At 40.7% G+C, this 26,208-nt stretch carries 33 protein-coding genes and 1 tRNA gene; 27 read left to right on the forward strand and 7 right to left on the reverse strand.

Annotated elements, in window-relative coordinates; translation table 11 throughout:
- Window positions 1–377: 377 nt before the first annotated feature.
- The 3 genes from PPM_RS08575 (at window position 378) to PPM_RS29945 (ending at window position 3,026) form a co-directional block, all read left to right on the forward strand.
- A complete protein-coding gene (locus PPM_RS08575; RefSeq protein ID WP_013370406.1) occupies window positions 378–1,421 on the forward strand; it encodes an ankyrin repeat domain-containing protein in 1,044 nt (347 codons plus the stop codon).
- A 314-nt stretch (window positions 1,422–1,735) separates the two neighbouring features.
- Window positions 1,736–2,008: a hypothetical protein gene (locus PPM_RS08580; RefSeq protein ID WP_014599614.1), complete on the forward strand. Its 273-nt coding sequence runs from the start codon at window positions 1,736–1,738 to the stop codon at window positions 2,006–2,008.
- 763 nt (window positions 2,009–2,771) lie between these two features.
- On the forward strand, window positions 2,772–3,026 hold the full coding sequence (locus PPM_RS29945) for a DNA methyltransferase (RefSeq protein ID WP_013370409.1): 255 nt from the start codon (window positions 2,772–2,774) through the stop codon (window positions 3,024–3,026).
- Between the two features lie 107 nt (window positions 3,027–3,133).
- Here the strand turns inward: PPM_RS29945 and PPM_RS30605 are convergent, their stop codons facing one another.
- Window positions 3,134–3,304, reverse strand: coding sequence for a DUF3953 domain-containing protein (locus PPM_RS30605; protein WP_414056454.1), 171 nt, complete (start codon window positions 3,302–3,304; stop codon window positions 3,134–3,136).
- A 571-nt stretch (window positions 3,305–3,875) separates the two neighbouring features.
- Between PPM_RS30605 and PPM_RS08590 the strand changes: the two genes are divergently transcribed.
- The 12 genes from PPM_RS08590 to PPM_RS08650 all read left to right on the forward strand — a co-directional run bounded on the left by PPM_RS08590 (window position 3,876) and on the right by PPM_RS08650 (window position 10,238).
- Entirely contained in the window at window positions 3,876–4,748 is an 873-nt protein-coding gene (locus PPM_RS08590; protein WP_025677044.1) for an AraC family transcriptional regulator, read from the forward strand.
- A gap of 153 nt (window positions 4,749–4,901) precedes the next feature.
- Entirely contained in the window at window positions 4,902–5,045 is a 144-nt protein-coding gene (locus PPM_RS08595) for a hypothetical protein (RefSeq protein ID WP_013370412.1), read from the forward strand.
- Between the two features lie 472 nt (window positions 5,046–5,517).
- On the forward strand, window positions 5,518–5,673 hold the full coding sequence (locus tag PPM_RS29950; protein WP_013370414.1) for a hypothetical protein: 156 nt from the start codon (window positions 5,518–5,520) through the stop codon (window positions 5,671–5,673).
- 177 nt (window positions 5,674–5,850) lie between these two features.
- Window positions 5,851–6,579 carry an ATP-grasp domain-containing protein gene (locus tag PPM_RS08610; protein WP_013370415.1) on the forward strand — a complete coding sequence of 243 codons (729 nt, stop codon included), beginning with the start codon at window positions 5,851–5,853 and terminating at the stop codon, window positions 6,577–6,579.
- Between the two features lie 204 nt (window positions 6,580–6,783).
- On the forward strand, window positions 6,784–7,212 hold the full coding sequence (locus PPM_RS08615) for a hypothetical protein (protein ID WP_013370417.1): 429 nt from the start codon (window positions 6,784–6,786) through the stop codon (window positions 7,210–7,212).
- A gap of 63 nt (window positions 7,213–7,275) precedes the next feature.
- Window positions 7,276–7,581: a hypothetical protein gene (locus PPM_RS08620; RefSeq protein WP_013370418.1), complete on the forward strand. Its 306-nt coding sequence runs from the start codon at window positions 7,276–7,278 to the stop codon at window positions 7,579–7,581.
- A gap of 16 nt (window positions 7,582–7,597) precedes the next feature.
- Complete coding sequence (locus PPM_RS08625; RefSeq protein WP_014599619.1) at window positions 7,598–7,855, forward strand: hypothetical protein; 258 nt, start codon at window positions 7,598–7,600, stop codon at window positions 7,853–7,855.
- Between the two features lie 235 nt (window positions 7,856–8,090).
- The gene (locus PPM_RS08630) at window positions 8,091–8,369 is read left to right on the forward strand and encodes a hypothetical protein (protein WP_013370420.1); all 279 of its coding nucleotides are present in this window, start codon (window positions 8,091–8,093) and stop codon (window positions 8,367–8,369) included.
- A gap of 316 nt (window positions 8,370–8,685) precedes the next feature.
- Window positions 8,686–8,919 (forward strand): hypothetical protein, encoded by a 234-nt coding sequence (locus PPM_RS08640; protein WP_013370421.1) that lies wholly within the window; start codon window positions 8,686–8,688, stop codon window positions 8,917–8,919.
- Window positions 8,920–8,998: 79 nt separating this feature from the next.
- Window positions 8,999–9,232 carry a hypothetical protein gene (locus tag PPM_RS08645; protein ID WP_013370422.1) on the forward strand — a complete coding sequence of 78 codons (234 nt, stop codon included), beginning with the start codon at window positions 8,999–9,001 and terminating at the stop codon, window positions 9,230–9,232.
- Between the two features lie 231 nt (window positions 9,233–9,463).
- On the forward strand, window positions 9,464–9,562 hold the full coding sequence (locus tag PPM_RS29955; RefSeq protein ID WP_014599622.1) for a hypothetical protein: 99 nt from the start codon (window positions 9,464–9,466) through the stop codon (window positions 9,560–9,562).
- A 223-nt stretch (window positions 9,563–9,785) separates the two neighbouring features.
- Window positions 9,786–10,238 (forward strand): DUF6386 family protein, encoded by a 453-nt coding sequence (locus tag PPM_RS08650; protein ID WP_013370423.1) that lies wholly within the window; start codon window positions 9,786–9,788, stop codon window positions 10,236–10,238.
- A gap of 130 nt (window positions 10,239–10,368) precedes the next feature.
- On the opposite strand, the gene PPM_RS08655 is transcribed toward PPM_RS08650, so the two are convergent.
- Window positions 10,369–11,499, reverse strand: coding sequence for a phosphodiester glycosidase family protein (locus PPM_RS08655; protein ID WP_014599623.1), 1,131 nt, complete (start codon window positions 11,497–11,499; stop codon window positions 10,369–10,371).
- 132 nt (window positions 11,500–11,631) lie between these two features.
- Between PPM_RS08655 and PPM_RS08660 the strand changes: the two genes are divergently transcribed.
- The 7 genes from PPM_RS08660 (at window position 11,632) to nspC (ending at window position 19,394) form a co-directional block, all read left to right on the forward strand.
- The gene (locus PPM_RS08660) at window positions 11,632–12,105 is read left to right on the forward strand and encodes a hypothetical protein (RefSeq protein ID WP_013370425.1); all 474 of its coding nucleotides are present in this window, start codon (window positions 11,632–11,634) and stop codon (window positions 12,103–12,105) included.
- 52 nt (window positions 12,106–12,157) lie between these two features.
- Entirely contained in the window at window positions 12,158–13,471 is a 1,314-nt protein-coding gene (locus PPM_RS08665; RefSeq protein ID WP_014599624.1) for a PQQ-binding-like beta-propeller repeat protein, read from the forward strand.
- Between the two features lie 156 nt (window positions 13,472–13,627).
- The gene (locus tag PPM_RS08670) at window positions 13,628–14,251 is read left to right on the forward strand and encodes an SMI1/KNR4 family protein (protein WP_013370427.1); all 624 of its coding nucleotides are present in this window, start codon (window positions 13,628–13,630) and stop codon (window positions 14,249–14,251) included.
- 181 nt (window positions 14,252–14,432) lie between these two features.
- On the forward strand, window positions 14,433–16,313 hold the full coding sequence (gene htpG, locus PPM_RS08675) for a molecular chaperone HtpG (RefSeq protein ID WP_013370428.1): 1,881 nt from the start codon (window positions 14,433–14,435) through the stop codon (window positions 16,311–16,313).
- A 158-nt stretch (window positions 16,314–16,471) separates the two neighbouring features.
- Complete coding sequence (locus PPM_RS08680; RefSeq protein WP_013370429.1) at window positions 16,472–16,732, forward strand: bacteriocin immunity protein; 261 nt, start codon at window positions 16,472–16,474, stop codon at window positions 16,730–16,732.
- A gap of 314 nt (window positions 16,733–17,046) precedes the next feature.
- Window positions 17,047–18,246, forward strand: a complete 1,200-nt coding sequence (locus PPM_RS08685) for a saccharopine dehydrogenase family protein (RefSeq protein ID WP_013370430.1) — start codon at window positions 17,047–17,049, stop codon at window positions 18,244–18,246.
- Between the two features lie 8 nt (window positions 18,247–18,254).
- Complete coding sequence (gene nspC / locus PPM_RS08690; protein WP_013370431.1) at window positions 18,255–19,394, forward strand: carboxynorspermidine decarboxylase; 1,140 nt, start codon at window positions 18,255–18,257, stop codon at window positions 19,392–19,394.
- 113 nt (window positions 19,395–19,507) lie between these two features.
- Here the strand turns inward: nspC and PPM_RS08695 are convergent, their stop codons facing one another.
- Together PPM_RS08695 and PPM_RS08700 are read right to left on the reverse strand one after the other, a co-directional pair.
- Complete coding sequence (locus PPM_RS08695) at window positions 19,508–20,005, reverse strand: hypothetical protein (RefSeq protein ID WP_013370432.1); 498 nt, start codon at window positions 20,003–20,005, stop codon at window positions 19,508–19,510.
- 270 nt (window positions 20,006–20,275) lie between these two features.
- Window positions 20,276–20,803 carry a hypothetical protein gene (locus PPM_RS08700; RefSeq protein ID WP_013370433.1) on the reverse strand — a complete coding sequence of 176 codons (528 nt, stop codon included), beginning with the start codon at window positions 20,801–20,803 and terminating at the stop codon, window positions 20,276–20,278.
- Window positions 20,804–21,101: 298 nt separating this feature from the next.
- On the opposite strand from PPM_RS08700, the gene PPM_RS08705 reads away from it, so the two are divergent.
- Window positions 21,102–21,617 (forward strand): hypothetical protein, encoded by a 516-nt coding sequence (locus PPM_RS08705; protein WP_013370435.1) that lies wholly within the window; start codon window positions 21,102–21,104, stop codon window positions 21,615–21,617.
- Window positions 21,618–21,687: 70 nt separating this feature from the next.
- Window positions 21,688–22,197 (forward strand): GNAT family N-acetyltransferase, encoded by a 510-nt coding sequence (locus PPM_RS08710; RefSeq protein WP_013370436.1) that lies wholly within the window; start codon window positions 21,688–21,690, stop codon window positions 22,195–22,197.
- A gap of 97 nt (window positions 22,198–22,294) precedes the next feature.
- On the opposite strand, the gene PPM_RS08715 is transcribed toward PPM_RS08710, so the two are convergent.
- The gene (locus tag PPM_RS08715) at window positions 22,295–22,735 is read right to left on the reverse strand and encodes an N-acetyltransferase (RefSeq protein ID WP_013370437.1); all 441 of its coding nucleotides are present in this window, start codon (window positions 22,733–22,735) and stop codon (window positions 22,295–22,297) included.
- Between the two features lie 381 nt (window positions 22,736–23,116).
- Between PPM_RS08715 and PPM_RS08720 the strand changes: the two genes are divergently transcribed.
- A tRNA-Leu gene (locus tag PPM_RS08720) sits at window positions 23,117–23,201 on the forward strand.
- Between the two features lie 91 nt (window positions 23,202–23,292).
- Here PPM_RS08720 and PPM_RS08725 read toward each other — a convergent pair.
- Window positions 23,293–23,823 carry an NAD(P)H-dependent oxidoreductase gene (locus tag PPM_RS08725; RefSeq protein ID WP_014599625.1) on the reverse strand — a complete coding sequence of 177 codons (531 nt, stop codon included), beginning with the start codon at window positions 23,821–23,823 and terminating at the stop codon, window positions 23,293–23,295.
- Between the two features lie 197 nt (window positions 23,824–24,020).
- Between PPM_RS08725 and PPM_RS08730 the strand changes: the two genes are divergently transcribed.
- Entirely contained in the window at window positions 24,021–24,377 is a 357-nt protein-coding gene (locus tag PPM_RS08730; RefSeq protein WP_013370440.1) for a winged helix-turn-helix transcriptional regulator, read from the forward strand.
- A 218-nt stretch (window positions 24,378–24,595) separates the two neighbouring features.
- Window positions 24,596–25,774 carry an enoyl-ACP reductase FabV gene (gene fabV, locus PPM_RS08735; protein ID WP_013370441.1) on the forward strand — a complete coding sequence of 393 codons (1,179 nt, stop codon included), beginning with the start codon at window positions 24,596–24,598 and terminating at the stop codon, window positions 25,772–25,774.
- A gap of 107 nt (window positions 25,775–25,881) precedes the next feature.
- On the opposite strand, the gene PPM_RS08740 is transcribed toward fabV, so the two are convergent.
- Window positions 25,882–26,085, reverse strand: a complete 204-nt coding sequence (locus PPM_RS08740) for a hypothetical protein (protein ID WP_013370442.1) — start codon at window positions 26,083–26,085, stop codon at window positions 25,882–25,884.
- Window positions 26,086–26,208: the final 123 nt, after the last annotated feature.

Consider the following 26,208-nt stretch of genomic DNA (forward strand, 5'->3'; position numbering starts at 1 on the left):
ATCATATGTATTGATTGGTTAAAATAGAGATGCTTTTTTACATAATGACCCATTTAAAGCGGTATTTACAATGTGTATTTTTGGAAGGGACAGGGTGGGAGGAGTCTACTTGCAACTGGAATTTCCGAAAAGGACAGGTCATTGTTGCGAGATAGTACCTAAGAAGTATCACATTTATCTTTGTTGACTAAATAAAATGCAGACTCAACCTTTACAGGATGGAGGCACGGCGTTAAGTGGCTCCAAGAAGGCTAAAACTCCAGATTCACACAATTTAATTGAATGGGCTCAAACTCAGTTTGATTTTTTACTGGTGCAGGAATTTCATGCTAATATAACAGGAACAGAGAAGGTAAAATCAATGGGGGCATGAATTTATGAAAAATGTGGGGAATTTGGTTAACAGCATTGTCGATGAATCTGTGATTAAAGGGAAAACTTATATTTATTTAATATCAGGCACAGAGAATTCATTTACCAGCGGGTATTATAAGATTATTGAAAATGAAGTCTCATATGTTAGTGATGTAACTGTTTTTCTTTTTGAAAAATATACAAATGAGATTGAGAGGATAATGAAGGGAAAGGGGATTCTTTGTATCAAAGTGGAAGCTGGGAAATTAATGGAATATAATATTGTGAACGATATGAATCCAGAGCTTTTTGATAGTGATGTCTTCGAATTGATTATGTACCAGAGATATGATTTGGAACCGGAGGGAGAGGAAAGTAAAGTAACCTTACGGAAATCATTAAAGGCCGAGAAAATTAAAGAAACTCTAGTGTTTGCATGCTATATGAATGATATGGAAGGAATCAAGAAACTCGTTGCGAACGCAAGTAAATCCAATTTAGATAAGGTTTTGAAATATCACGGCACAGCTTTGCAGTTTTGCTGTAAACACAATAATTTAGAGGCATTTAGACTTTTAGCAGAAAAAGGGGCAAATGTAGGAAAACGTGCGTTGGCTGAGACACCGCTTGAAATTGCATTTAGATATTCAAGTGATATTGTGAATTATATACATACGGAATATGCGGATATCTATCAAAAAGAGGTAGAAAAGAAGGGGTTCGGGATCGCTCTTCATTGTAAAGATGAAGCTCTGTTAAATGATATTTTAGAGCTGGGCTGTGATGTGAATTGCGAAAAGAAACCGTTTCCTCCCTTACATAATTTTGCGGATTGTAATAACGTTTTGGGTATTCAATTCCTGTTGGATCATGGGGCTAATATTGAATGTAGGAACCAGTATAAACAATCAGCCTTGCATAGAGCTGTCAGCAATGGAAATGCAGCAGCAGCTGAAATCCTAATAAAATATGGGGCTGACATTCAGGCTAAAGATGATAATGGAAAAACACCTTTGGAATTGGCACGGGCACGTGAAAACAAAACAATATTTAATATGATGGAATGATGTAACTGTAAATTAGTAGGAGGCAATTGATGCCGTTGCTAAGAACTACGGGGATTTCGCACTGCTTAGCAATGAGATTAAAGATCCGATCGAAGCGCTTATCGTGTATTGCAACAAGAAAGTGATTGAAAAAGCCGTTGCAATGTGCAGAGTACTTATATTTTTGGAGGCGATATCTAATTGGATACTAAATTTCATTTGGAGAATGTTGGAATAGAGGGAGACATTTACGTATCAAACGGAAAGCTACTTCTGGATTTGGTTTGTTCGTTTTATCTAATGAACCTATAGAATATCATTTTAGAGAGGAAGCCATGAGTTTAAACGAAAGAGAGTCATATATCGAAGATTGTTTAAATAATCTGCCTGATGAAACTATTGATGAATTAAGCAAAAAATGTGTATGGAAGGATGGTATAATGACAGGTTGTTATCCAGATATGAAATGCCCGGATGGTTTGTCGGATGCTCAAGGTAGGGATATTTTACGCTTTATTTCAGTAAACGATATTTTTATCAACAGAAATCCCTATTATAACAATGGAGCCGTATTTGGAGCAAGCATTTTGGTTGGTATGGAATTTTGAAGATGGCATAGAAGTTATTATCAAAGTAAAGAAAGTTCTTGAAGTACGTGAGTTTCTAGTTATGGGGAATATGCAAATTGGGATAAAAACGACTACAGGTAATAAGCATTTGCAGAAGCAGTACAGGGGAAGTTCAATGCTGGATGACTTGCTTAAGAACCATCTTAGGGTAAAGTGCATATTGATGCGCTATCTCTGCCATATCGTTAATGTTAAGACATTGACATGAAACACACAGCAGGACATACACGCTTGTTGGCAGCCAATAAGCTTGGACTAAAGGAAGTCCCAACAATACTGGTAATAGGTCAAAGCTTTCAGAATAGCTGATAACAAAACGGCTGAGTATGCAGATTGGAATTTCGAATTGTTGGCGCAGGAACTGGAAGTATTAAAGTTGGCTGATTATAATTTTTCTTTAACTGGACTTGAGTGAGTGTGAGAAGTTGCTGGATACATTATATGAAGAATCTATGGCTGATTAGGATACTTTCGATTTAGAAGAAGCATTGCCTGAACATCCAATAACCCGAAAAGGTGACATTTGGCTACTTGGTAAACATAGGCTCATATGCGGAGACTAGACTAATCAACAGGATATCGCAACCTTGATGGATGTAAGAAGGCAAAACTCATTGGAACTGATCGCCCCTACAATGTGGACTATACAGGTAACAGGTAAAACGAAGCATGCTCTGAAAATTGAGAACGATAGGATGGACAATCACCAGTTTATAATTTCCTATTGGCTGCCTATACTCAAATGTTTGAAGTAGCAGATGACGGAGTAAGTATTTATGAACGGAAGCAAACGACATTATGGCAATTTGATCGTCCCTTCCGCAATGAGTATCATCCCACGTTGAAGCCGATTCCCTTGATTAGCTATCCAATTAAAAATTCCAGTAAGCTTGGTGATATTGTGTTTGATCTATTTGGTGGTTCAGGTTCAATGTTGATTGCTTGTGAGGAAACTAATCGAATTTGCTATACAGTGAGCCTGATCCCAAATATGTAGATGTGATTGTAAGGCGGTATATTGCCCACGTTGGTAGCGATAGCGATGTATATTTGGTTCGGGATGGTTAGCAATATAGCTATCAAGAAGTAGTTGCTGAGCCAGAATTAGAGAATGCGTAGATAACCTTTTCTCAATAAAAGTGTAGATATAAATGCAATTGCAGCGAACAAGGATACACTGAAGCTAATTATGGCATACGTTTTTCGATTTGTCTTAAACTCGGAGATGCCAAAAAATAAAAACATGAGACTGAGAAAAAGCTGTGTAAAAAGGATAGGAGTCGGTCACTACCAGTATAAGCAAGTGAAAAAAGGGACGTGATAACAACAGCAGCAGCACACGCAAATTTAAGAATTAGAAATATATTCATTTTTTTGAGGATAGGTCAGTTCTCCTCTCTACAATGATTAGTATTCAATGAACCCCATTATATAATATTATACAACTATTTGATTCGGGATAATAATCAGTATGACTATCATGAGTTGTTGCTGAGTCGGTAAGGTCAGAGGTATCATGTGCTGACTAAACCGAAAGAGTGATTTGATTGGGTAAGGCAAAAGTGAATATAGTGATTCGATTTCTAAAGGGCATGTAAACCGAAAAGGTAAGTGCTGGGAGCTGAGGAAGCTCGGGAGGACAAATGAGTTGATTCAAAAGGTAATTGAGGATATCGAATTGTTTTACGAGGCTGAGTTAATACATATGGGGAATGACCTTTGTTACATATGTTTCCCACTAAATTTATGAATAAGAATAGACCCTACATACCCTACATAATTGTGCAGGAATTGTCGGATGGATGCATTTGACTACTGTTATTCTATTGATGAAGGAGGTCATATAGTGGATTTGCTTAAGAGCATGAATGAAGCGATAAGGTATATTGAAGAAAACCTGACTAACGAAATTGACTTTAAAGAGGTAGCAAGGCTGGCTTACTGCTCTGAATTTCATTTTAAAAGGATGTTTTCTTTTCTTGCAGGTGCTACGTTATCAGAATACATCCGCCGCAGACGCCTCACTCTTGCAGCATTTGAGCTTAAAGATAGCAACGTAAAGGTCATAGATATCGCGATTAAATACGGGTACAATTCACCAGATTCTTTTACAAGAGCTTTTCAAAATTTACATGGATTAACGCCGTCTGAAGCCAGAATTAATGGCCGTTCACTTAAAGCATATCCACGAATGACCTTCCAGTTATCAATTAAAGGGGGAAGTGAAATGAACTATCGAATTGAAGAAAAAGGGGCATTCCGCATCGTTGGTATCCAAAAAAGAGTTCCCATTATTTTCAACGGAGTCAATCCAGAGATTGCTGCGATGTGGGAAAGTTTAGATGGTGAAACGATCAATAATCTTAAAAGAATTTCTAATGTCGAGCCTATGGGGTTGCTTAGCGCATCCACGAACTTTTCTGAAGGTAGAATGGAGGAAAAAGGGGGGCTTGATCACTATATTGGCGTTGCAACAACAAAGGAGTGTCCGGATAACCTAACACAACTTGAAGTTGCTGCCTCAACCTGGGCAGTATTTGAAGCAATCGGATCATTTCCTGATACTTTACAAGATGTGTGGGGCCGTATTTATTCCGAATGGTTTCCATCCTCAAACTATGAACAAATAGAAGGCCCTGAAATCCTATGGAATGAGAGTAAAGATATAACCTCACCGACTTTCAAAAGTGAAATATGGATCCCCATTTTAAAAAAGTAACATAAAGTGTGTGTTTATTAAGTATCTGTTGAGCTGTTTCGGCAGCTCTTTTTTTATTTATCTTTTCTCAACAAATAAATCGGCTAACAGAAACGAAAGTTGAATCAAGGCAGCGCCACTCTAGGCTTTTTTCGTGCTGGAGGTGAACAGAAGATGAGCAAAAGTAATGAAAAACCAAAAAGGAACAAGCCGAAGATACTGACCAAGTATAATCAATTTGTTGTGTCAAGACTGAAGGCTACTCCCTTTTGGATACGTGAAGGGACAACAGATGAGGGAGATAGCGAAACGACTTAGTATTCATATTTGGACATTAGGCGACTATCGCAGGAAACATCCCAAATTTGCTGAATAATTGGAATATCCAACCAAGTGGGAAACCCATGTATATCCTCGGTCAACGGAGATTGAACAGTGGTTCGAAGAAGACGTGAACGCGGAGGATATCATCAAGAAACTCGATATAGGTAAAAAGACTTGGTACAAGTATATTGATAAGCATTCGATGCTGGCTGAACTAGTCAAATGGAGCAGATCTGTGAAATCAGTGAACGCAAAGGATTAGCGAAGGTATTCGGCAAGGGACTCCTTCCGTACCATACCCTTGAATAAGGATGTGCAAAAAGCCGTTAATCGGTATCTTAAATCAAGTCAAAAGTAGAATCAGAATATCTGTGTATGGGGCAGCGTGGGCCATTGGAACGAAATGCGATAAACCTGATTCTGAACAAATATGGAGATCGAATCAACGTTAAGAGTCACACCCCATATGCTAAGAAACGCGCTTGGCTATAAGCTGGTAAAAACGACTCCATTGACGACCATTCAGCAAATCCTTAGACATGATCACGTAGCAACCACCAATATCTATACCCTAACAACACAGCAGGATATGGAAATGGCTTTGTCGAATATTGAGTGGTAATGAGCCACTCTTTATATCGTTGCATAGCAGGGGACTTCCAACGGTGGAAACGGAGCCGCCAGTAAAGAGTGAAGATTTTTTTAAGATGAATTTTTGGTGAAATTATTTTAGGACTGACTGTATTGTTTGAATAAAAGTAAGAGATTCACATCGGAGACGTATGCGTAGGAGGTCTTTATGAAGGTATATATTAGAAAGGGTTTTGATCATGAAATTGCAAATCACAATTTTTATGCAGCTTTTGATGGATTTAAGCAGATGGGATTTGAAATACGTTATTTTGAAAATATAAATAAGCTAACTGATCATAATAAAGAAGATATCGTAGTTAGCTATGTGGATGATGTACGAACAGCACTCCATATATATGACATTGTTGCATCTGAAATTGATTATCCGAAAGAGTTAACAGCTTACTTGGGCAGAAAGATTTGGAAGTCTAAACTAAGTGTCATAGCAAATAATCCTGAGAACTGGAATATTTTTATTAAGCCTGTCGAGGATAAGAAATTTACTGGCGTTGTCGTTAGAAGCATGAAGGATTTAATCGGCTGCAGTACATATGGTGAAGACCCGGAAATATTATGTGCAGACATTGTGAATTTCGTGGCAGAGTGGAGATGTTTTGTTCGGTATGGGAAGATATTAGACATTCGAAGATATAAAGGAAACTGGAGAGCACACTTTGATTATAAGGTAGTTGAAAATGTGGTCTCACAATTCCAAGCTGCTCCTAAAGGGTATGCGGTGGATTTTGGATTAACAGATAAAGGAGAAACATTATTAGTAGAAGTTAATGACGGTTATTCCTTAGGACATTATGGATTGTTTTCTTTGGACTATGCGAAGTTGTTATCGGCCAGATGGGCTGAGTTGACCAGTACGATAGATGAGTGTGATTTTTAAAGTTTTACAACGAAATGAATACATCAAATCAATAAAAAGGAGCCGCAACAATTGAAACGATAAACTAGAACAATAGCGACAAACCGAATTACTGAAACAATACATGGAGAAGCATTTCAAGCCGCTCAAAATGAAACAACTGATCGAAACGTTCTCTTTTTCTGAACTAAGAAAGCTTATAGGTGAGATGGACATTGAATACATATGCTTGCAAATAGAGGACTGATCACAGCTTTCAGACTCCCAAGGGAGCATGGAAAGTCCACGATCAGTTTCTTTTTATTTCCGCTGTATGCCACGCTTTATGATAAATCACAGTTCACGCTCATCATATCAGCAACAGAGCAGATTGCATTGCCGTTCCTTGATATGATCAAAGATGAGCTAGAAACCAATCAGATGTTGATTGAGGATTTTGGGATTCGTAAAGGGGGACTGAATTCCTGTATCATGATTAGTGGCATAGACGGTAACTTGAGAGGTATTCACTATAAGCATCATCGTCCTACATTGGTTCTAATGGATAATTTGCTCAAGGAGGATACGACACGATCTGAAGCCAAACGAGAACAAATTAAAAATACGTTTACGGATGTCATTTTGCTTATTGGCACGGGGATATCAATACTCTGATCTGTGGTCAGAGTGGTAACGAAGTATAATAACTTGCAAGACAAGGACAGGATCAATACGGCCTTGTCTTTTTTTATCGCTCATGAAAAAGAAACGCTAGAGGGTATGAAAATCCTGTGGAGCGAGTATTTTGGATATTATTATTTAATATGCAAGAAGCAAGCCATGGGTGAAAAGAGCTTCTATAAAGAATTACAAAACGATTCTCGTTCAACCGATGATTACATATTTCAGAATCTCATGTATTGGAACAGGTTGTCTGAGTTTGAGGATATGGAAATGGCGATGTACATTGATCCAGCCATCAAAGCAGGGAAGAAGAACGACTATTCAGATATCTCAATTATAGGCCAGCAAAGGAAAACATAGCAGATGTAGGTGATTGATGGCAATATCTATAAACTGTTGCCGGATGATTTTATTTCAAGTCGCTATTGAGAAGTTGAAGCTATACCCTGTAGATAAGCTGGAATTTGAAGAAGAGTTATGGAAAGCGAAGATACATACACCTGTAGTAAGTGTACATTCCAAGGGACAGAAACATGAGCGCATTATTAGTCTGGAACCAGAAGTTAAGAAGGGTCATATTCTGTTCAATGCAGCAAATATTCGATATAATAACCAGATAAAGGATTATAACTGAAACTGCCAATATGATGATGCGCCAGATAGTTTATAGGGGACTGTTCAATTGATTCAGTCGGTCTAGAGTCTGAAATTTTATGATCGAAGCTTAATATTTTGAAACTTGTGCTAAAACTCAGATTTTACTTCATCCAATCTCGTTAAGTCAATGAGCAGGATACTGCATGAAAATGTTGAATCGCTAATTATAATTATGACTGCATATGCTTTTGTAACTCTAAGAGGTGTATTAAATGGAAACAAAATGGTTAGCATATCGAATCTTTCCTGAACCATTAGGAACTACTTACCAGGATTATGACTTAATGAATAGAGCTGACGTTGAAAAGTTATTTGATTACTGTCAAATATTAGAGGCTATGATTTCAAGACAAGGTTGGCAATTTTTAATAAATCATCATAGCTATCCAGTATTGTTTGAGATAAATGAAGGAAGTGAATGGTTTGATTGTGAAAGCGTTGAAGAATTTATTTTTGAAGTCGAAGCTCATATTGATTCGTTACCTATCTAAGCTCCCTCGAAGTAGCAAAAGGCAACTATGGCAGCCATGAGCAAGGTGAAACTATGTACGACTATAAAAGTATCCACTCGGATAAGTACATGTCCAAAATTATATCGGAGGTTGTTGAACAACTCTTAGCCTCTGTTTTGGGATTCACAAAAGTTAGTCACCTAACGTTTCATAAAGAAGTCAATGGGAGATTCAAGATAACAGCAGTTACAGCACTCATGATGCCTAAATTTCTTGAACCTTTTAGATATGTGAGTCGTATGTATCATAGTATATAAAGGGAAATTATGGTAATATCTATAAGGGAGAGATTTTATTGAAGAACGGCTTAAAGTGGACGCTGTGGATTGTATTGCTGTTGATTTTAGGTGGTATTGTTTTAAACTTTTATTTGAATTATTTCACATTCGCCTATGCCTTGATGGGAGTACTCCTGCTTGTGTTCTCAGGTTGGGGAGCTGTGGCCAAATTAAATAATGGCGTACATGAATATAAGGACCAGATGAGAAGAAATTCGAATAAAGAAGACATTGAGCGATACACCAGATAGCGTCCAGACTGCGAGTTTACTTTTTTATATTATTAAATGTAGCTAGAATTAAATAATTGTATAAATAAGGGGGCTGAGTATGGAGATTTACAAGAAGAGACTGCTTATTATGGCAGGATGTATTGCTCTATCTATAACGTTAACTAGTTACGGAGAATCAACCAAAGAAAACAAAGAAAGTGATAATGCCGGAGAGATAATAAGCACGGTTGAATCAACTCCTGTGGACGAAGCTGCAACGGAGACAGAAAGCGGTAAGGCTACTGAGCCGGTTAAAGATGAAGGCACCACTCAATTTCTTTCACCCAGCTAGAAACCCCACTCCTTCAGAAGATGAAGCAGAAGGATGTGAGCAGGCTGCTGCGCAGAACAGACGACATTCTTTGCCAGTTGTCATCCCGAGTCATTACCGACCCATCCGAAACATACCAGTCCATTTTCTAAGAGGCTCCTTCACAGCAAATAAACTTGCCGATTCGCCCGGTCGTTATCTGCTTTTCTACATACGATAAGAGTAAGCTTTAACGCAAGGAGGGATTTAGACATGGGTGAAGTAGGTTACGGTGGAGCATGGACATCCACAGGCGCGATTTTGGTATTGTTCATTTTGTTGGTGATTATCACCAAATCTTTTCTGATCTAACGTTAGGTTAGCATCGCTCAAACTTACAAAGCGACCCTCTTTCACGACATCGTGAGGGAGGGCTTTTTTAATGCAGAATGGATGGTGGCTCTAGTATGTTGTCTGGTTCTACAAGCATTGTTATACTTTACATACAGGGATAATTTCCCTCAAATCTATAGCAATACGGATAGCGGAAGACGTGGGAAAACGGAAATTCGCTGACTATTATCAGGAGGATTGTATGATGAACATGGCAATCAGTCCATTTCAATTTACGACAGACACGGCGACTCTTTGCCTATTTGATACGCAAGCTCTGAAGCATCGTTTGAACGATGAGCCGGATTGGTGGTCTATCGAAGCAGACGAGCTGGGGGAGTTAAATGCGGGAAACGCTGCTTTCTTGAACCTGGGAGCGGATGGGACGTATGAGGTTGTGATAACAGATCATATCGAGCAGCCGACGGTGCGGCTGTTTTTGAAGGTTCCTTCAGGGAACATATTTATTGGTGCAGGAGAGGAAGCCACAGGTGGTGAGTTAGAACCTGATTGTGTATGGGGAGGGTCATTCCTGTCTGTGCAACCCGGACTTTATGAATGCTTGGCAAGCAGAGGAGAAAACAACCGTATTTATCTTTCTTTAAAAAAAGGAAGCGAAGGCAGCAACAGTTTTACCAGTCTGGTTCGATTGTAGGTTGCAGGATCAACCCGTAACGGATCAGACAAACCGCTCGAACACAGGGGAGCCATAATAACCGGGACTGGGAAAAAAGAAAAAGCTATCCCCACGGCTTACATATCCGTGAAGACAGCCCTTTATTCGTCTATTGATACTTTACAATAATAGCGTTGCTGATCTGGCGGCCGGGTGTGGTGAGGTAAGAGCCGTTGTAGTACAGTCCGCTGGAAGCACCGCCATCCAGATTCATGGCCTGATAAGCGCCAGCCTGCTTCATCATTTGGGCGAGCTGCGGAATGGTCGCTCCGCTTGTAGTCAGAAGGATCAGCTTATGATCCCTAGCAATTCCAAGTGCGCTGCGGGCGCCGCCGCCTGTTAATATTTTAGGGTCCTTGAAGCCTTCGGCTTTGACATTTAGGGAAACCTGACCATTCGTGACCAGACGAGGCCCAGCTTGAAGAGCACCTTCCACGCTGCCTTGACTTAACTGTTGTTCAAAGACAGAACCCGACACAAGCTTGGCTAAATGGTTAGCATCGTAGGTAAAGACGGTACGTTGGTCACCGGAGCTTTTTTTCAACATCTTGCCATGGCTGACCAGATAGCCGTAAGACGTCTTGTAGGAGCTTTTGGTATAGGCGTCAAAGAATGTGCCATTAATGGCTACAACCGCTTGATTGCGTTTGGCAAGACTGCTTAAGTCCTCCACTTTACCAAGGGTATCGCTTGCCAGTGCTACGTCCAAACTTACCTTGGGATGGAGCATGGAGATGGTGACCACCTTAGCGGAAAAGGTACGAGATCCAACCTTGAAGCTCTTATGAGCTGTCGTGATGGGGGTAGTGTTTCCGGGTAGCTTGCCGGTAAGTACCGGAAGCGTAACAGACTTCGTACTCTGCGTAATTCGCACAGCTGAGGTTTCTTTTTGCCATAAGACTTGCAGATTTAGATATTGGCTGATGAACTGCAAGGGGACATAGGTAGCGCCGTTATCGGTAAAAGGTGCATTTTGCAAACGAATCGTTTGATCATTTACTTTAGCAACAGTTTGTCCCGTAAATAAGGTAAGCCGGGTATTGCCTTGCGCTATTTCTATTTTTTTGTCCGCTGGGTTCAGGTTGAGCGTGATCCCTTCATAGCTGTTCAGGAGGCGAAGCGGGATGAAGGAGTGGTTATTCTGATCCACATAAACCAGCATAGGTGCTGGTGCAGCAGCGTAGATCGGGGTTACAAGTAAGAGCATGGACAGGATGATAAGTGCGGTGATTCTTTTCATGAATAGATCAATCTCCTTATGTAGTCTTAACTATGGACGAGGTGCTTGTACTTATATCGGGTTTTATGAGTTATAAGTGTATGTTACGCGAATTTTGAGTGTTTGGATGATACAGAAACGGGGTGGCTGGAGATGAGCAGGTATGAGACAAGACTTGAGGATTACCGTCGCAGGGAGCGCCCTTCTTATCGTGTTTTTGAAGGAATGCAGGAATTGGTGTGCAGTGTGGGGCAGCTGCATAATAACTGGTTATATGTGAATGTGGATCAATGGGATCAGGACCCTGTTCATACACCGATTTATTATTTGGATGAGCATTGGCTGGAGGAATGTGCAGAGGACGGTACAGCCGCAACCAACGAACAGGACGAGTATATTCCCCTATGGATATCAGATCGTCAGGTTCAAACCTGGTTTGAGCTGGCCACCTTTGAAAGTGTTGTAGAAGTTCTTAAGGCTGCTGGAAAGCCAGTGACACTTCAGATGGTGATTGTGGCGGTCAAATATTACGACAAGCGCGATGCCTATCTGGACTATGACGAGGTAAAGGCAGTGACAGACCTGTGGTTTGTGTTGACGAAGGTGAGGAACCACCTAACAGAATGAATAAAGCCTGTAGAACAAATAAGACATACATACACTGGATGGGGGAAGCAGGATGAGTTGGTTGGATCATGAAATGGCGGCACAGTGGCGACAGGAAGGAAAAAGGTATGCCGCAGACGTGAATGAATTTGTCAGAATCGGTATGGAAAGTCAGTGGCAGCAGGAGCAGCCAGAGCCAAAGCAAGACGAACGCTCCAAACTAGCCGAAGATATTTTTCGTATGATTCAGGAGGCAAATCAGGCCGGGGAAATAGAGCAGTTACGTCAGGAGATTCCGGCTGCATCCTGGCCGCTTACACCAGCGTTTGAGGAGGCTTTGCAAGCCGTTAGGCCGATGGCTTTTATAAATGGAGGCAATGAAGTCATTCTACATGCAGGCAATCCTCGGGAACGCGGACAGATCTATGTGGCGGGAAAAGATGGAATCAGGCAAATCCCTGGAATGCACCGAGTAGGTTGTTCGTCGGACGGGAGTTATTTTGCGTTGGTGGATGGACAAGGGATTCGGATTGTTCGTCAACCGGACCGAAATTTGCAAGGCGAAGAGACAGCGCATTTTCAATGGACGGATATACAAGTCCGCTTAAAAGCATCTATTCCTGACTTGGAATGCTTGGCGGATGAGGAGCATCCTGAGGATATATTAGATGAAGTGATTCCTTTTGGCGATGGACAGCGTCTGTTGCTGGTTTGCGGTTACGGTGTTTATTTGCTGGCTAGTGATCAGGTGGAATTGATTCATCCCACGGCGTCTGAACGAAGGGAATTGGGACTGGAAGACACGATTGTGGATATGGCGCATGGAGCTGTGTCGAAGGATGGACGCTGGCTCGCATATGGCAGCCAGATGAGTGAGCATTTGCTTATGGACTTAACCGATAGGACGGTGCATACATTGGAGCCGAGCTCCAGCTATCCGCATTATGCCCTATTTTCCAAAGATGATATGGATGTCTGGTACAATGCCTGTCATTTCTACAACGGTGCCACCATTCAGGTGCCAATTGCCGAAGTGGAGCAGGGAATTGCTCAGAATAAGGAAGAATGGCCGATAATAAATGAAGAAATGCGAGTATACGCTGCAGTAGTGCTGACACAAGGATCTATTCTAGGTGATGCCTACGGCTATCTCCGTCTTATTGATAGAGAGGGGCGTGAACTTTGGCGCTATTTTGTCGGCAGTACGATATCCGGGCTGGCAGTTACACCTGATGAAGGCATGCTGGCGGTTGGGACGTATGGCGGTATGCTTCATTTGATTGATTTGCAGAGTGGCTCAAAGGATGAATATAGCATTGGCACTGCTCCAATTCACGAGACAGAGCGTTGGTTGCTCTGGCGTAGTTATGAGCCATTGCGCTGGTAATACTAATATTCCGCAAATGGTGAAAAAAGCAAGTTCTGATAAGCTGAACATAAAAAGAGTAGTGGTATATGATTGCAATGCTATTTTCATATAAAGACGCATGAGGCATACACCTATGGTGCAAAATGGGAATAAAAAGGAAAGAGGTGTGAGAACATGGACAAGAAAGCGGATATTCGCACATCCATGAAGGAGTTATTTGCACAGATGAATGAAGCCTTTTTTATGGATGTGGAAGAAAATGTACCGTTCGAAATGCGTGATGGGAACGTCGATGAGGAGGGATGGATCAAGTGGAAACCTATTCCTTCACAGATTACAGAACAGGAAGTTCGGGATATGGAAGAAAAATACCATTTTGAACTGCCGCCTCTGCTGAGGAATTTTATCATGTCCTACCATTATGTATCTTTACAATTCGATAATGAATCTATTCCGGGAGTATACTGGAGCGATTGTACGTTTGTAGAGTTTCCACGTCTGCCAATAGGTCATGGCTTAAAGGCATTTTATGATTTGATCGATCAATGGTCACCTTTGCTGTCAGCAGGCTATATTCCATTTGCAATTGCAGAAGACAATCAGGGTCCTGTGTGTTTAAATGCAGGCAGCAGACATAAGGACGGAGATTATCCTATTGTCTGGTTCTTTCATGAGGATCTAAGGCATTTGGATGAGGATGAGCTACGGATCAGGAGTAATCTGCTTCCTCATGTGCAGGGGCTGTTTCCATCCTCTGTCGAACTGTTTAACGTTATGTTTAAGCAGATCAGACACTAGCGATTTCCTGAAATGTAATTTTACTGTGCAGGTTAAGCAAGATATTGACATAAAAAATGAGGAATGTTATAAAAAAGGTAGGCTAGCACTCGAATGGTGGGAGTGCTAACAAAGTTGAATCGTTTGCATAGCTCTTATCCGCTGGCCTTACATAGGTTTATATTTGAAAGGAGATATCCGAATGGAGAAAAAACAGTTTCAGGCTGAGTCCAAGCGTCTGCTCGAAATGATGATTAACTCGATTTACACTCAAAAGGAAATTTTCCTAAGAGAGCTGATCTCCAACGCAAGTGATGCGATTGACAAAATTTATTACAAAGCACTGACAGACGATCAATTGGTCTTTGACAAAGAAAATTATTATATTAAAGTAATTGCTGATAAGGATCATAGAACGCTAACTCTGCGTGATACCGGGATTGGGATGACCAAGGAAGAACTGGAAAATAATCTGGGCGTCATTGCTAAAAGTGGTTCATTGGCATTCAAAAATGAAAATGAGTCCAAGGATGGTCATGACATCATTGGTCAATTCGGCGTCGGCTTCTATTCAGCTTTCATGGTAGCAGATGTAGTTACAGTAACTACCAAGGCTTTGGGAAGCGATACGGCTTATAAATGGGAATCAACAGGTGCTGACGGTTATACCATTGAGGCGGCTGAGAAGGACGAGGTCGGAACCGAGATTGTACTGAAAATCAAGGAAAACACCGAGGATGAGTCCTACGACGAATATTTGGACGAGTACCGTTTAAAAGCGCTTATTAAAAAATACTCCGACTTTATCCGCTACCCGATTAAAATGGATGTTACAGGCAAGCGTCTGAAAGAAGGAAGCGACAACGAGTTTGAGGATTACAAAGAAGAACAGCGTATTAACAGCATGGTGCCCATCTGGAGAAAAAATAAAAGCGAGCTAACCGACGAGGATTATCAAAACTTCTACGCGGAAAAACGCTATGGCTACGACAAGCCGCTCCAGCATATCCATGTCAGCGCGGACGGCGCGGTAGTGTACCAAGCTATTCTGTTTATTCCTGAGAACATACCGTTTGATTTTTACTCCAAGGAATATGAAAAAGGGCTGGAGTTGTATGCCAACGGTGTACTGATCATGGAAAAATCTCCTGACCTGCTGCCGGATTATTTTAGCTTTGTGAAAGGTATGGTTGACTCCGAAAGCCTGTCACTCAACATTTCGAGAGAAATGCTGCAGCACGACCGTCAGTTGAAGCTGATTGCCAAAAATATCGAAAGTAAAATTAAAGGCCAGCTGTTGACTCTGCTCAAAAATGATCGGGAGAAATATGATCAATTCTACAAATCATTTGGCAGACAATTGAAATTCGGTGTCTACAACGATTACGGCAGACATAAAGAAACCCTTCAAGATCTGCTTATGTTCTACTCTTCTACAGAGAAAAAACAGGTTACTTTGGACGAATATGTATCTCGTATGCCAGAGGATCAAAAGTATATTTATTATGCTTCCGGGGAGTCCAACGAGCGTATTGAAAAGCTGCCGCAGACCGAATTAGTGGCCGATAAAGGCTATGAAATTTTGTACTTCACTGATGATATTGATGAGTTCGCTATTAAAATGCTCTTAAGCTATAAAGAGAAAGAATTCAAATCCGTATCGAGTGGCGATCTGGGGATTGAATCTGACGAAAATGAAAAAGAAACTGAAGCGGAACAAAACGACAACAAGGAGTTGTTCGAGTACATGAAGGGCTTGCTGGAAGGCAAAGTATCCAGTGTAAAAGCCTCCAAACGCTTGAAAACACATCCGGTATGTCTGTCCGCAGACGGCGAAGTGACTATTGAGATGGAGAAAATTTTGAACGCCATGCCGAATAACGCTGATGTCAAAGCGAATAAAGTGCTGGAAATCAACGTGAACCATGCGGTGTTCAACTCTTTGAAAGAAGCCTTTGCCGAGGATAAGGAGAAGGTAAACCTCTATACGGCATTACTGTATAATCAAGCTTTGCTGATCGAGGGCTTGCCGCTGCAAGATCCGGTTGAATTCACGAACGATATTTGCAAAATCATGGTTTAATATGCTTTATTACGATATAGAGCCGTTCCCGTACCGGGGGCGGCTTTATTTATTATGACACTTCTTAAAGCTCCATAATAGGTCGTATAGTGCTTACACTAGAAGTGTAAGGCTACAACACTATGTTGACTATAATCCATACCTAGGAGGGCGATTGTATGAGTCTGGACCGAAACCCATTGAAACTCCAAAAGTTAAACCGAAGTGAGCTTATACAGTTGGTGGACAAAATTATCAGAGGCGAGGGAACGGAGGAGGAACTTGACAGCATGCTGACTGAAGTCATGCAAAATACACCTCATCCGGGGATTAGTAATTTGATTTATTGGGATGACCGTGATTTGAGTGCGGCAGAGATTGTAGATGAAGCATTAGCCTATCAGCCCATTATTTTACCACCCCATGAATCTTCTTCATAGGACGCGGAGGGGTGGTCTTTTGTTCAAAAATAAGATAATATGATTTCTTTAAGACATGAGCATTATATTCAAGAGAACTTCCATTAAAGGTGTGTTGGATTCCTTGTAATGTATGGGGAAATGTTTGCTTTTGGCTCGCTTCACAAAGAATTTATGCATAATTTTGGGATTTGTAAAGTTTTTGTGACATGCTCCTGTGAATTTTGACACAGCAAATTGTCGTTTTTCTTGATTATTTGGTGGGATGTCTTTATAATCATTTTGTTTGCAAGAATGAATAGCGATTAGCGTATGGAATAAGGAGGTTATTTATTTTGGGAAAAGCATTGATTATTGGCGCCGGTGGCGTGGCCAGCGTTGTGGTGCATAAATGTTGCCAAAACCCAGATGTATTTGAAGAAATTTGTATCGCAAGCAGAACTGTTGAGAAATGCGATGCGCTTAAAGAGAAGCTGGGTGGAGGTCGTACGAAGATCCAAACGGCTCAGCTTGATGCTGACAACACCGACATGGTCATTGACTTGATTCGAAGCTTTCAACCGGATGTAGTTATCAATGTGGCTCTCCCTTATCAGGATTTGACGATAATGGATGCTTGCCTTGAGACAGGTGTTCATTACGTTGATACGGCGAACTATGAACCGCCGGATACGCCGAAGTTTGAATACAGCTGGCAATGGGCCTACAAAGAAAGATTCGAAAAAGCAGGAATTACAGCTCTGCTGGGCAGCGGTTTTGATCCAGGTGTGACTGGAGTATTTACGGCATATGCTCAAAAGCACTATTTTGATGAAATTCATACGATTGATATTGTGGATGCAAATGCAGGGGACCACGGATATCCTTTTGCAACTAACTTTAATCCGGAAATCAATATTCGTGAAATTACAGCGAAAGGCCGTTACTTTGAAAACGGAGAATGGATTGAAACTGAGCCACTTTCTGAGAAAAAAGTATACGACCTGCCTGAAATTGGACCGAAAAATATATATCTTTTGTATCATGAGGAACTGGAATCTCTTGCAGTGAATATTAAAGGCGTGAAAAAAATCCGCTTCTGGATGACGTTCTCGGACAATTATCTGAATCATTTGAACGTACTTCAAAACGTAGGCATGACTTCGATCGAGCCTATTGATTATGAAGGACAACAAATCATTCCACTGCAATTCCTGAAAGCTATTTTGCCGGACCCGGCTTCTCTGGGACCAAGAACAAAAGGCAAAACAAACATTGGCTGCATCATCCAAGGCGTGAAAGATGGAAAGCCAAAAACCTATTATGTTTACAACGTTTGTGATCATGAGGAATGTTATGCAGAGGTTGGCTCCCAAGCCATTTCTTATACAACAGGTGTTCCTGCCATGATCGGTGCAATGCTTATCATCAAAGGTCTCTGGAAAAAGCCAGGCGTTTACAACGTTGAGGAATTCGATCCAGATCCATTCATGGAAGCACTAAATAAACACGGATTGCCATGGCAAGAGAACTTTTCGCCAACGTTGCTTGATTGAGGTCTGCGATGAATATTGATATTACCGGACTCCCATCACCTTGTTATCTTGTTGACGAAAGACTTCTTGTCAAAAACCTTGAGGTTTTGAATTCCGTACAAGAGCGGACAGGTTGCAGTATTCTGCTTGCTCTTAAGGGATTTTCGATGTTTTCGACCTTTCCTCTGGTTGGCAAATACTTAAAAGGCGTAACCTCCAGTTCGTTGTTCGAGGCAAGACTCGGTCGCGAAAAAATGGACAAGGAGGTTCACGTATACGCACCAGCTTATGTTGACAGTGAATTTGATGAGCTATTGGAGTATGTTGACCATATTGTCTTCAACTCCTTTGATCAACTGAACCGCTTCAAAAGCAGAGTGCAAGGCGTAACTTCCAAAAAAATCGATATCGGCATTCGAGTGAATCCGGAATATTCGGAAATCGAAACGCCGCTGTATGATCCTTGCTATAACAACTCCAGAATGGGTGTGACTCTGGCTAACTTTAGACCTGAGGATCTGGATGGCGTGGACGGTATTCATTTTCATACGATGTGTGAACAGAATTCTGATACGCTGGAGCGCACTATTAAAGTCGTGGATGAGAAATTCGGGCCATACATTAAGCAAATGAAATGGCTCAATTTTGGCGGCGGTCACCATATTACCAGAGAAGACTATGATCTGGACACACTGGTACGCTGTATCCAATATTTTCAGGATAAATACGGTGTGCAAGTTTATCTTGAGCCAGGCGAAGCTATCGCTCTGAACACCGGATATCTGGTTGCAACCGTATTGGATACGATGAAAAACGGAATGGACATCGCCATTCTGGATACTTCGGCTGAATGTCATATGCCTGATGTGCTGGCTATGCCTTACCGCCCGAATATCATTGGTGCTGGCAAGCCTGGTGAGTATGCACATACTTACAGACTTGGAGGACTTACGTGCTTGGCTGGAGATGTGATTGGTGACTATTCCTTTAAAGAGCCATTGAAGCCGGGAGACAAGCTTGTATTCTGCGACATGGCCCATTACACGATGGTCAAAAACCATATGTTCAACGGAGTCAACCTGCCAGCCATCGCCAGCTACAACGACGAAGAAGGCATCAAGGTAATCCGTCAGTTCTCCTACGAGGACTTTAGCTCGCGTTTGTCGTAAAGAATAAATAATGTAAAGTGACTTAACACAAGAAGCCGCGTCCCTGAAATAGGGGCACGGCTTTTGTAATTAGTATTTATTGATTATCTAAGCTACTAAGTAAATACATAATTTTAGTTAGGTTCAGTAGAGACTTTATAAAAGAACGCTCTGCCTGTGTAAGGTTCAAGTCCTGGTGCTTCGACGACTAGGTAGTATTCCTTACCTTTTTCAAATTCTACATCTAAAAAATATTGATCGTCTCTTGAACGACTCAATTTATGATGATTACTATTATAAACAGTCATTTGCAACCAGGAATCAGAGTATCTGTCTCCCTGAATTGTAAAATGAACTTTTTGCGATTCATAAGCTTTAAATTTAAATACATCATAGGCTTCCCAGACTCCAGGAACTCCTTCTTTACCAAGGGTCCCAATGATAGAATCACCTACAAAAAAAGGGTTAGCTTGTTCGAAGGTGCCATTTGGTTCCTGTTCATTTCCAGTAAGGGTTGGAACAGCAATTAGTTGATTGTTTGCTGTAGGATTTGTTTCTTCGGCTACAGCGATACCAGTAGTAGTACTCAGCATAAGTGTAAGACCTAATGAAGCTAGCAACATTTTTTTCATAAAATAAAACACCTCTCTTTTTAAGGGTTATATTCTTATATGAATATATCAGTAATTATTTTTGAACTATTTATATATCCTTCAATAGAAAAGGATATACACAAAATAAGTAGAAGGTACAAACGAGCCATAAGACGAAGAAGGTATGAACGTAAAAAACCGTCAGTTCTTCTACGACGATATAGCTATTTTTGCCGTAAGATAATAGGGGTTCAAAGATGTAAACTCAGTAAAAAGGATCGCGTTTTTTGTTATACTTCAACTTTACTACTAATTGATTTGTTTAATCGTAGAAGTAACTCTATAGTCAAACAATTGACCAACGTCAGCATCAGTTGCTTCTACTAACAAGTAGTAAGTTTCTCCAGCTTTAAGATTTAAACCTAAACGGTATTGACGCTCTTCTGCACTTCTTTTGACGCTTCCATTACTGTCAGCCACACTAAGCCTCATCCATGCTTTGGGATATATCTCTCCTTGAATATTAAATTCGTAGAATCCAGACTGAGAAGCTGTAAACTTATAATAATCGACAAAGTCATAATAGCCTGCATATCCTCCAGGGATTTTTCTTCCTAAGCTCCCATAGATATCGATTCCATCTCCTACTGTTATTTCACTGGTAATCTCATCAAACCAGTTATTAGGCTCTGTGTCGGCGTACCAAGAATTAGAAGGCTGGATAGATTCCTTTTGTAATGCGGGTGCTACTTCTTGAGCTTCTTGAGCAGATGCAACGGCGGTGGATGTACTTAATAGAAGTGCAAGACCTAGTGTAGAAAAAACTGCCTTTTTCATTTAATCATCTCTTCCCTTCTTTTATTTTGGGATTTATACGAATATATATAACCAATCCCATCCAGTATTATATATTGAATCCCAATAAATCGGAATAAAAATGTAACAAAAAACAAAAATATATATTTTTTTGTCACAATTATGAGATTTTACAAATTTATTCATTAAACTTCAATTAAGAGTTAGCCAACTTACTGTATACTATAGAATTCCGTCTTAATATGCTTTCGTGAAAAGGGGCATCCTATTTTAGGAGTAACACAAGCTATGTTATACTCAACAACTGGGGGTGAGAAAAGTGTTCGACCCGACCGTTTTTGATAATTTAAAAGTGGCTATGGAAAATGTGGTTTATGATCTGGATAATCTGGATTCACGTATTAACATTACACAGCGAATCGATAGATTGGAAATGTCGGTAATGTCGCGTGAATTTGGTGTACAGTTCAGTCTGAGAGAACAGCTGGGTGTGACGGCAGAACTTCAACTAAAAATGGATTTAAACAACCTGGCTGCAGAAATTTTGGAAATGGAAGATCAAACTCCGGGATGTAGCTTATTGCTGTATTTTGATATGAAGATTCAAGATATTGAGACACAATGCAGCCGGATTGAAAAAATACTGGCCGAAATTTGGAAGCCTGAACTTCGACCAGTACAGACGCTAAGTCAGATTTACGGAGAGAAGACATCTACATACCATAATAGGATTGAACTCCGATTTTCCAGGCAAATTAACGAAGATCAGATGGAGGATATTCCAGAGTTGTTGGAACATATGTTGCTGACGCTTACGGAATTAAACAAGATCTAAACATCCCTCTTCCTCTTAATAAAGACAGCCTGTCATTTGGGGAATTTAGAAGTAAAGGAGCTAGGGATATATGATAAATGAACACGATTTTTCTGAAATATATGCGATTATGGAGTCTTCTTTTCCAGCATCAGAATGCAGGACGTTTGAGGCTCAAAAGGCTTTGCTAAAACATCCTAGCTATCGCATCATGACTGAAAAGAATGAGCAGGGGAACATAGTGGCTTTCTTGGCAGGTTGGAAATTCGGACATTTTCGATTTGTAGAGCATATTGCGGTAGATTCCCGTATACGAGGCGGCGGATTAGGCAAAAAGCTTATGAGGAAATTTGTCTCACAGTCTGACCAACCGGTAGTGCTGGAGGTTGAGCCCCCAGTGGATGAATGGTCACGGAGAAGAATCGTCTTTTACGAACGATTAGGGTTTCATCTGAACGATTTTGAATATGTACAGCCCCCTCTAAGAGAAGGACAGGCAGATCTGCGGCTTCAGATTATGAGCTATCCAGGTGCGTTGGCTCAATCGGCGTTTGCTCCGTTTAAAGAGATTTTATATACCGAGGTTTATGGGCTTAAATAAGAGACTAGACAGTTAGTAGATAAAAGTAAAAGGCTCTGCTTGTGCCGTATGGATACGGGAGCGGAGCCTTTGCTCTAAAAAGTTAAAGGGTGCTTCATTAGTATGAATGTTTAGTCCATATCATCACAAATTCCTTCTCCTCAGTTTCGGCATCCACAGATTCCGCTTGAATGGTAAATCCATTTTTAGTATAAAAGTTAAATGCTTTCGTGTTGGACTGATACACCTTTAATTGAATTTCGTCATGATGCTTCTTAACCCAATCTAATAGTAGCTTTCCATAGCCTTTTCTTTGAGAATCAACACGTATAAACAGAGCAGCCAAGTATCCATCCAACATGGAAACGAAGCCGCCAATCGTATGATCATCCTGTATGATAACGTAGTTTTGAGCGAGGGGAAGGTACTTGTTCTCCATCTCGGCAGCTTGAGATTTCCAATACTGTGGAGCAATAAAATGATGGGCTTCTACAGAAGCATCCAGCCAGATGGCTACCAGTTCTTTCAACTCTTCTACTTTCACAGGTCTAATCGACATTGTAACGCCTCTTTTCACATTATGTAATCTTATCTATATTAAGTATGATACTGAAATAAAAAAGACCGTCCGTGGACGGTCTTTCTACCCGTGGCGCTTAATTAAAGCCTTGATCCGTATCCCGCGCCTCCGTCAACTCTGTAAATTAGAGAATAACGGACCGGGTAAGGGATACGCTCAACATATGATTATTGATGTTGACGCACCTCCTTTCCTGATGCGTTCATCTTACCATATCTGGTTGATGATATCCAGTGATTTTATTATATTTGCTAGTATTATTCATAAAAAATATAATATAAAAATGGCTTGCTTTTAAATTCTATGCAAGATATAATCTTAATTACGGTGATTAAAAAAATTGCCATCAATACATAGTATGCGGTCGTGGCGGAATTGGCAGACGCGCACGGTTCAGGTCCGTGTGGGCTAACCCCCCGTGGAGGTTCGAGTCCTCTCGACCGCATTATACCTAACCATTACAGGTTCTTGGATTGGCTGGATGCCACCAAGAGCCTGTTTTTATATGGTTAAGATGCATGTTGTAAATAGCCATTTTATTTATACTGGAATATATATTTAATATAGTCTTTTGCACTCTGGTTAATGTCTTCGTCACTTGCTTGAAACGAGGCTCCGAAGACTGCGAAGTAGGGTAATGTCGTAGCACCGACATGTACTGCGCTTGCTTTGAAAGGTGCTATAACTTCATCTACCGTAAAGGAAACGGAACCAGTAGATAAGTAGTTTTCTTTTTTATCACCAATCGACGTGGCGATCCCTAGCTTCTTTCCTTTTAACTTATCACCTTTTGAACCATAAGCCCATCCATGCGTAAAAACATCATCAAACCACTTTTTTAACAGAGGAGGGTAACTGTACCAATACAAAGGAAATTGAAATATGATATTGTTGTGTGCTTCAAGTAACTTTTGTTCTTTCAAAACATCAATATTCCAGTTTGGATACTCTTTATAAATTTCATGAATTGTAATTTCATTGGTATATTGAAGCAATTCTTGTTTCCATCTTTGATTTACTCTGGAATCTTCAATATTCGGATGTGCTAAAATCACGAGAGTCTTCATCATAAATCACCTTTCTTACATAGCATCATTTGCTTTTTGTGGATACGTCTTATTATTCTGTACGCTATAAAAAAAGTAAATACACACAATAAAGTAATATAGTTACTTGAAAGTGTGCATGGTACTTAGAGTAAAGATATGTGATTATAGAATTAATTAGATCAACTTAGTTATTTTAGCGGTGAAAAGGTGGTCGTATGAAACAATATAATTTAGGCATAGAAGCAACACTTGAGATCATCGGAGGTAAGTGGAAATCCTTAATCATATGTTTATTAATGGCTGGTAGAAAGAGGACAAGTGAATTACAGCGTAGTATTCCAGGCGTTTCTCAAAAGGTTCTTATACAGCAGCTTCGTGAACTTGAGAAGGATGGCATCGTTGGCAGACATGTGTATAATCAAATGCCTCCAAAAGTGGAGTATTATATAACAGAATATGGTATAACAGCAAATGAAATAATTGATTTAATGTGTACCTGGGGAAGATCGAATATCAAAAAAAGACAACAGCAAGGAGAAGATGTGCGGTTGTTAGAAAGTGAGTCAAAATGAATAGTAGAGTGAAAGAGCGCTGTAGACTATGATGTTTACGGCGATTTTCTTTTTTATCATAGAGTCGGTAGATTGGGGATGTCTGTTGTCGTAGTATATGAACAGTTACCTTCAAGACTATGTTATATGTTGAGCCGCAAGCTGATTTGTAATATAGTTATGACTGGACAACCATTCCATCAATATTAAATGAATGCCAAAGTAGGGGGACCCTTGCAATGATTATTAAACCGAAAATTCGTGGTTTTATATGTACGACTGCGCATCCTGCAGGATGTACGGCTCATGTTAATCGCCAAATCGACTACATCAAAGACAGCACGTCACTACAAGGAGCAAAAAAGGTACTCGTGATTGGAGCATCCACAGGTTATGGACTGGCTTCCCGCATCGCTGTGAGCTTCGGAATGGGAGCTGACACTATAGGAGTATCCTTTGAACGTCCTGCTTCAGAAGGACGTACAGCTTCGGCAGGCTGGTACAATACAGTGGCCTTCGAAAAAGCAGCCAGAGCAGCTGGTTACATCGCGGAAAGTATTAATGGAGATGCTTTTTCCCATGAAATTAAGCAGGAGACGCTGAAGCTGGTCAAGGAAAAACTGGGCAAGGTAGACCTGATCGTGTATAGTGTCGCCTCACCTCGGCGGACCCATCCAGATACAGGTGAAACCTTCAATTCCGTTCTCAAGCCGATCGGACAGCCGTTTACGAATAAAACGGTGAATACGAATACGGGTGTTGTATCGGAAATCACACTGGAACCAGCTACGCAGGAAGAGATTGAGAACACCATCACAGTCATGGGTGGCGAAGATTGGTCTTTATGGTTAAAAGCGTTAGAAGAAGCCGACCTGCTGGCTGAAGGAGTAACCACACTGGCTTACTCGTATATTGGTCCTGAGATTACGGAGGCTATCTATCGTAAAGGAACCATTGGCCAAGCTAAAAATGATTTGGAAGCCACAGCGCATACTTTAACAAAGCAACTGGAGCCTTATCATGGGAAGGCCTATGTTTCAGTGAATAAAGCTTTGGTTACACAATCCAGTTCCGCTATCCCTGTTGTGCCTCTGTATATTTCCTTACTGTTTAAGGTCATGAAAGAAAAAGGACTACACGAGGGATGTATTGAGCAGGCGCAACGTCTGTTCGAGATGTTATACAATGGGTCCACAGTGGAAACGGACGAAGAAGGGCGCATTCGTCTGGATAACTGGGAAATGAGAGAGGATGTGCAGCAAGCTGTTAAAGCGGCTTGGTCTGAGATTACTACCGAAAACGTATCCGAATTGGGTGATCTTGAACAATACCGTTTGGATTTCCTTCAATTGTTTGGATTCGGTTTTGATGAAATTGATTATGAATTGGACGTTGATCCAGAAGTTCACACGAATTAAGTAAAATAGTTCTAAGTCAAAAACGGGTACTCTCAAGCTGCGATGGCTTGTGAGACCCGTTTTTTATGTATGCAGTTAAATTTAACTGGGCTGGTTTGCAACAAAATTCATCGAGAATTAGACGTAGAAAGCGACTTCCGGTGCAGCAAGCGAAAAACGGCAATAGTAATGATAATCCCTGCAATGCCAAAAACCGTGACAGAAGTCAGTGCGCGATAAGCTTGCCAGCCGAACAAAAAAGCAATCCCACTGCCAAACGTTGTACCTGCCAGTAACCCGAGTGCGCAGGCAATGTCCGTTCCAAATTTCATAATCATGTTCCTTTCGAATGGTTGAATTGAATAGTAACTTGTACGTTTTTTCTGGACTTGTACCTACACTTGTGCGTACAATTAAATAGTAATCGTTTTCAAACGGATTCTATTTATTAGTAT

Origin of the sequence: Paenibacillus polymyxa M1 (assembly GCF_000237325.1) — a bacterium.
Taxonomy (GTDB): Bacteria; Bacillota; Bacilli; order Paenibacillales; family Paenibacillaceae; genus Paenibacillus; species Paenibacillus polymyxa_C.

Coding starts and splice junctions, on each gene's coding strand:
- PPM_RS08575 (WP_013370406.1), top strand. CDS start 378: ATGAAAAATGTGGGGAATTTGGTTAACAGCATTGTCGATGAATCTGTG.
- PPM_RS08580 (WP_014599614.1), top strand. CDS start 1,736: ATGAGTTTAAACGAAAGAGAGTCATATATCGAAGATTGTTTAAATAAT.
- PPM_RS29945 (WP_013370409.1), top strand. CDS start 2,772: ATGTTTGAAGTAGCAGATGACGGAGTAAGTATTTATGAACGGAAGCAA.
- PPM_RS08595 (WP_013370412.1), top strand. CDS start 4,902: ATGAGCAAAAGTAATGAAAAACCAAAAAGGAACAAGCCGAAGATACTG.
- PPM_RS29950 (WP_013370414.1), top strand. CDS start 5,518: ATGCTAAGAAACGCGCTTGGCTATAAGCTGGTAAAAACGACTCCATTG.
- PPM_RS08610 (WP_013370415.1), top strand. CDS start 5,851: ATGAAGGTATATATTAGAAAGGGTTTTGATCATGAAATTGCAAATCAC.
- PPM_RS08615 (WP_013370417.1), top strand. CDS start 6,784: ATGCTTGCAAATAGAGGACTGATCACAGCTTTCAGACTCCCAAGGGAG.
- PPM_RS08625 (WP_014599619.1), top strand. CDS start 7,598: ATGGCAATATCTATAAACTGTTGCCGGATGATTTTATTTCAAGTCGCT.
- PPM_RS08630 (WP_013370420.1), top strand. CDS start 8,091: ATGGAAACAAAATGGTTAGCATATCGAATCTTTCCTGAACCATTAGGA.
- PPM_RS08645 (WP_013370422.1), top strand. CDS start 8,999: ATGGAGATTTACAAGAAGAGACTGCTTATTATGGCAGGATGTATTGCT.
- PPM_RS29955 (WP_014599622.1), top strand. CDS start 9,464: ATGGGTGAAGTAGGTTACGGTGGAGCATGGACATCCACAGGCGCGATT.
- PPM_RS08650 (WP_013370423.1), top strand. CDS start 9,786: ATGATGAACATGGCAATCAGTCCATTTCAATTTACGACAGACACGGCG.
- PPM_RS08655 (WP_014599623.1), bottom strand. CDS start 11,499: ATGAAAAGAATCACCGCACTTATCATCCTGTCCATGCTCTTACTTGTA.
- PPM_RS08660 (WP_013370425.1), top strand. CDS start 11,632: ATGAGCAGGTATGAGACAAGACTTGAGGATTACCGTCGCAGGGAGCGC.
- PPM_RS08665 (WP_014599624.1), top strand. CDS start 12,158: ATGAGTTGGTTGGATCATGAAATGGCGGCACAGTGGCGACAGGAAGGA.
- PPM_RS08670 (WP_013370427.1), top strand. CDS start 13,628: ATGGACAAGAAAGCGGATATTCGCACATCCATGAAGGAGTTATTTGCA.
- htpG (WP_013370428.1), top strand. CDS start 14,433: ATGGAGAAAAAACAGTTTCAGGCTGAGTCCAAGCGTCTGCTCGAAATG.
- PPM_RS08680 (WP_013370429.1), top strand. CDS start 16,472: ATGAGTCTGGACCGAAACCCATTGAAACTCCAAAAGTTAAACCGAAGT.
- nspC (WP_013370431.1), top strand. CDS start 18,255: ATGAATATTGATATTACCGGACTCCCATCACCTTGTTATCTTGTTGAC.
- PPM_RS08695 (WP_013370432.1), bottom strand. CDS start 20,005: ATGAAAAAAATGTTGCTAGCTTCATTAGGTCTTACACTTATGCTGAGT.
- PPM_RS08700 (WP_013370433.1), bottom strand. CDS start 20,803: ATGAAAAAGGCAGTTTTTTCTACACTAGGTCTTGCACTTCTATTAAGT.
- PPM_RS08710 (WP_013370436.1), top strand. CDS start 21,688: ATGATAAATGAACACGATTTTTCTGAAATATATGCGATTATGGAGTCT.
- PPM_RS08715 (WP_013370437.1), bottom strand. CDS start 22,735: ATGTCGATTAGACCTGTGAAAGTAGAAGAGTTGAAAGAACTGGTAGCC.
- PPM_RS08725 (WP_014599625.1), bottom strand. CDS start 23,823: ATGAAGACTCTCGTGATTTTAGCACATCCGAATATTGAAGATTCCAGA.
- PPM_RS08730 (WP_013370440.1), top strand. CDS start 24,021: ATGAAACAATATAATTTAGGCATAGAAGCAACACTTGAGATCATCGGA.
- fabV (WP_013370441.1), top strand. CDS start 24,596: ATGATTATTAAACCGAAAATTCGTGGTTTTATATGTACGACTGCGCAT.
- PPM_RS08740 (WP_013370442.1), bottom strand. CDS start 26,085: ATGAAATTTGGAACGGACATTGCCTGCGCACTCGGGTTACTGGCAGGT.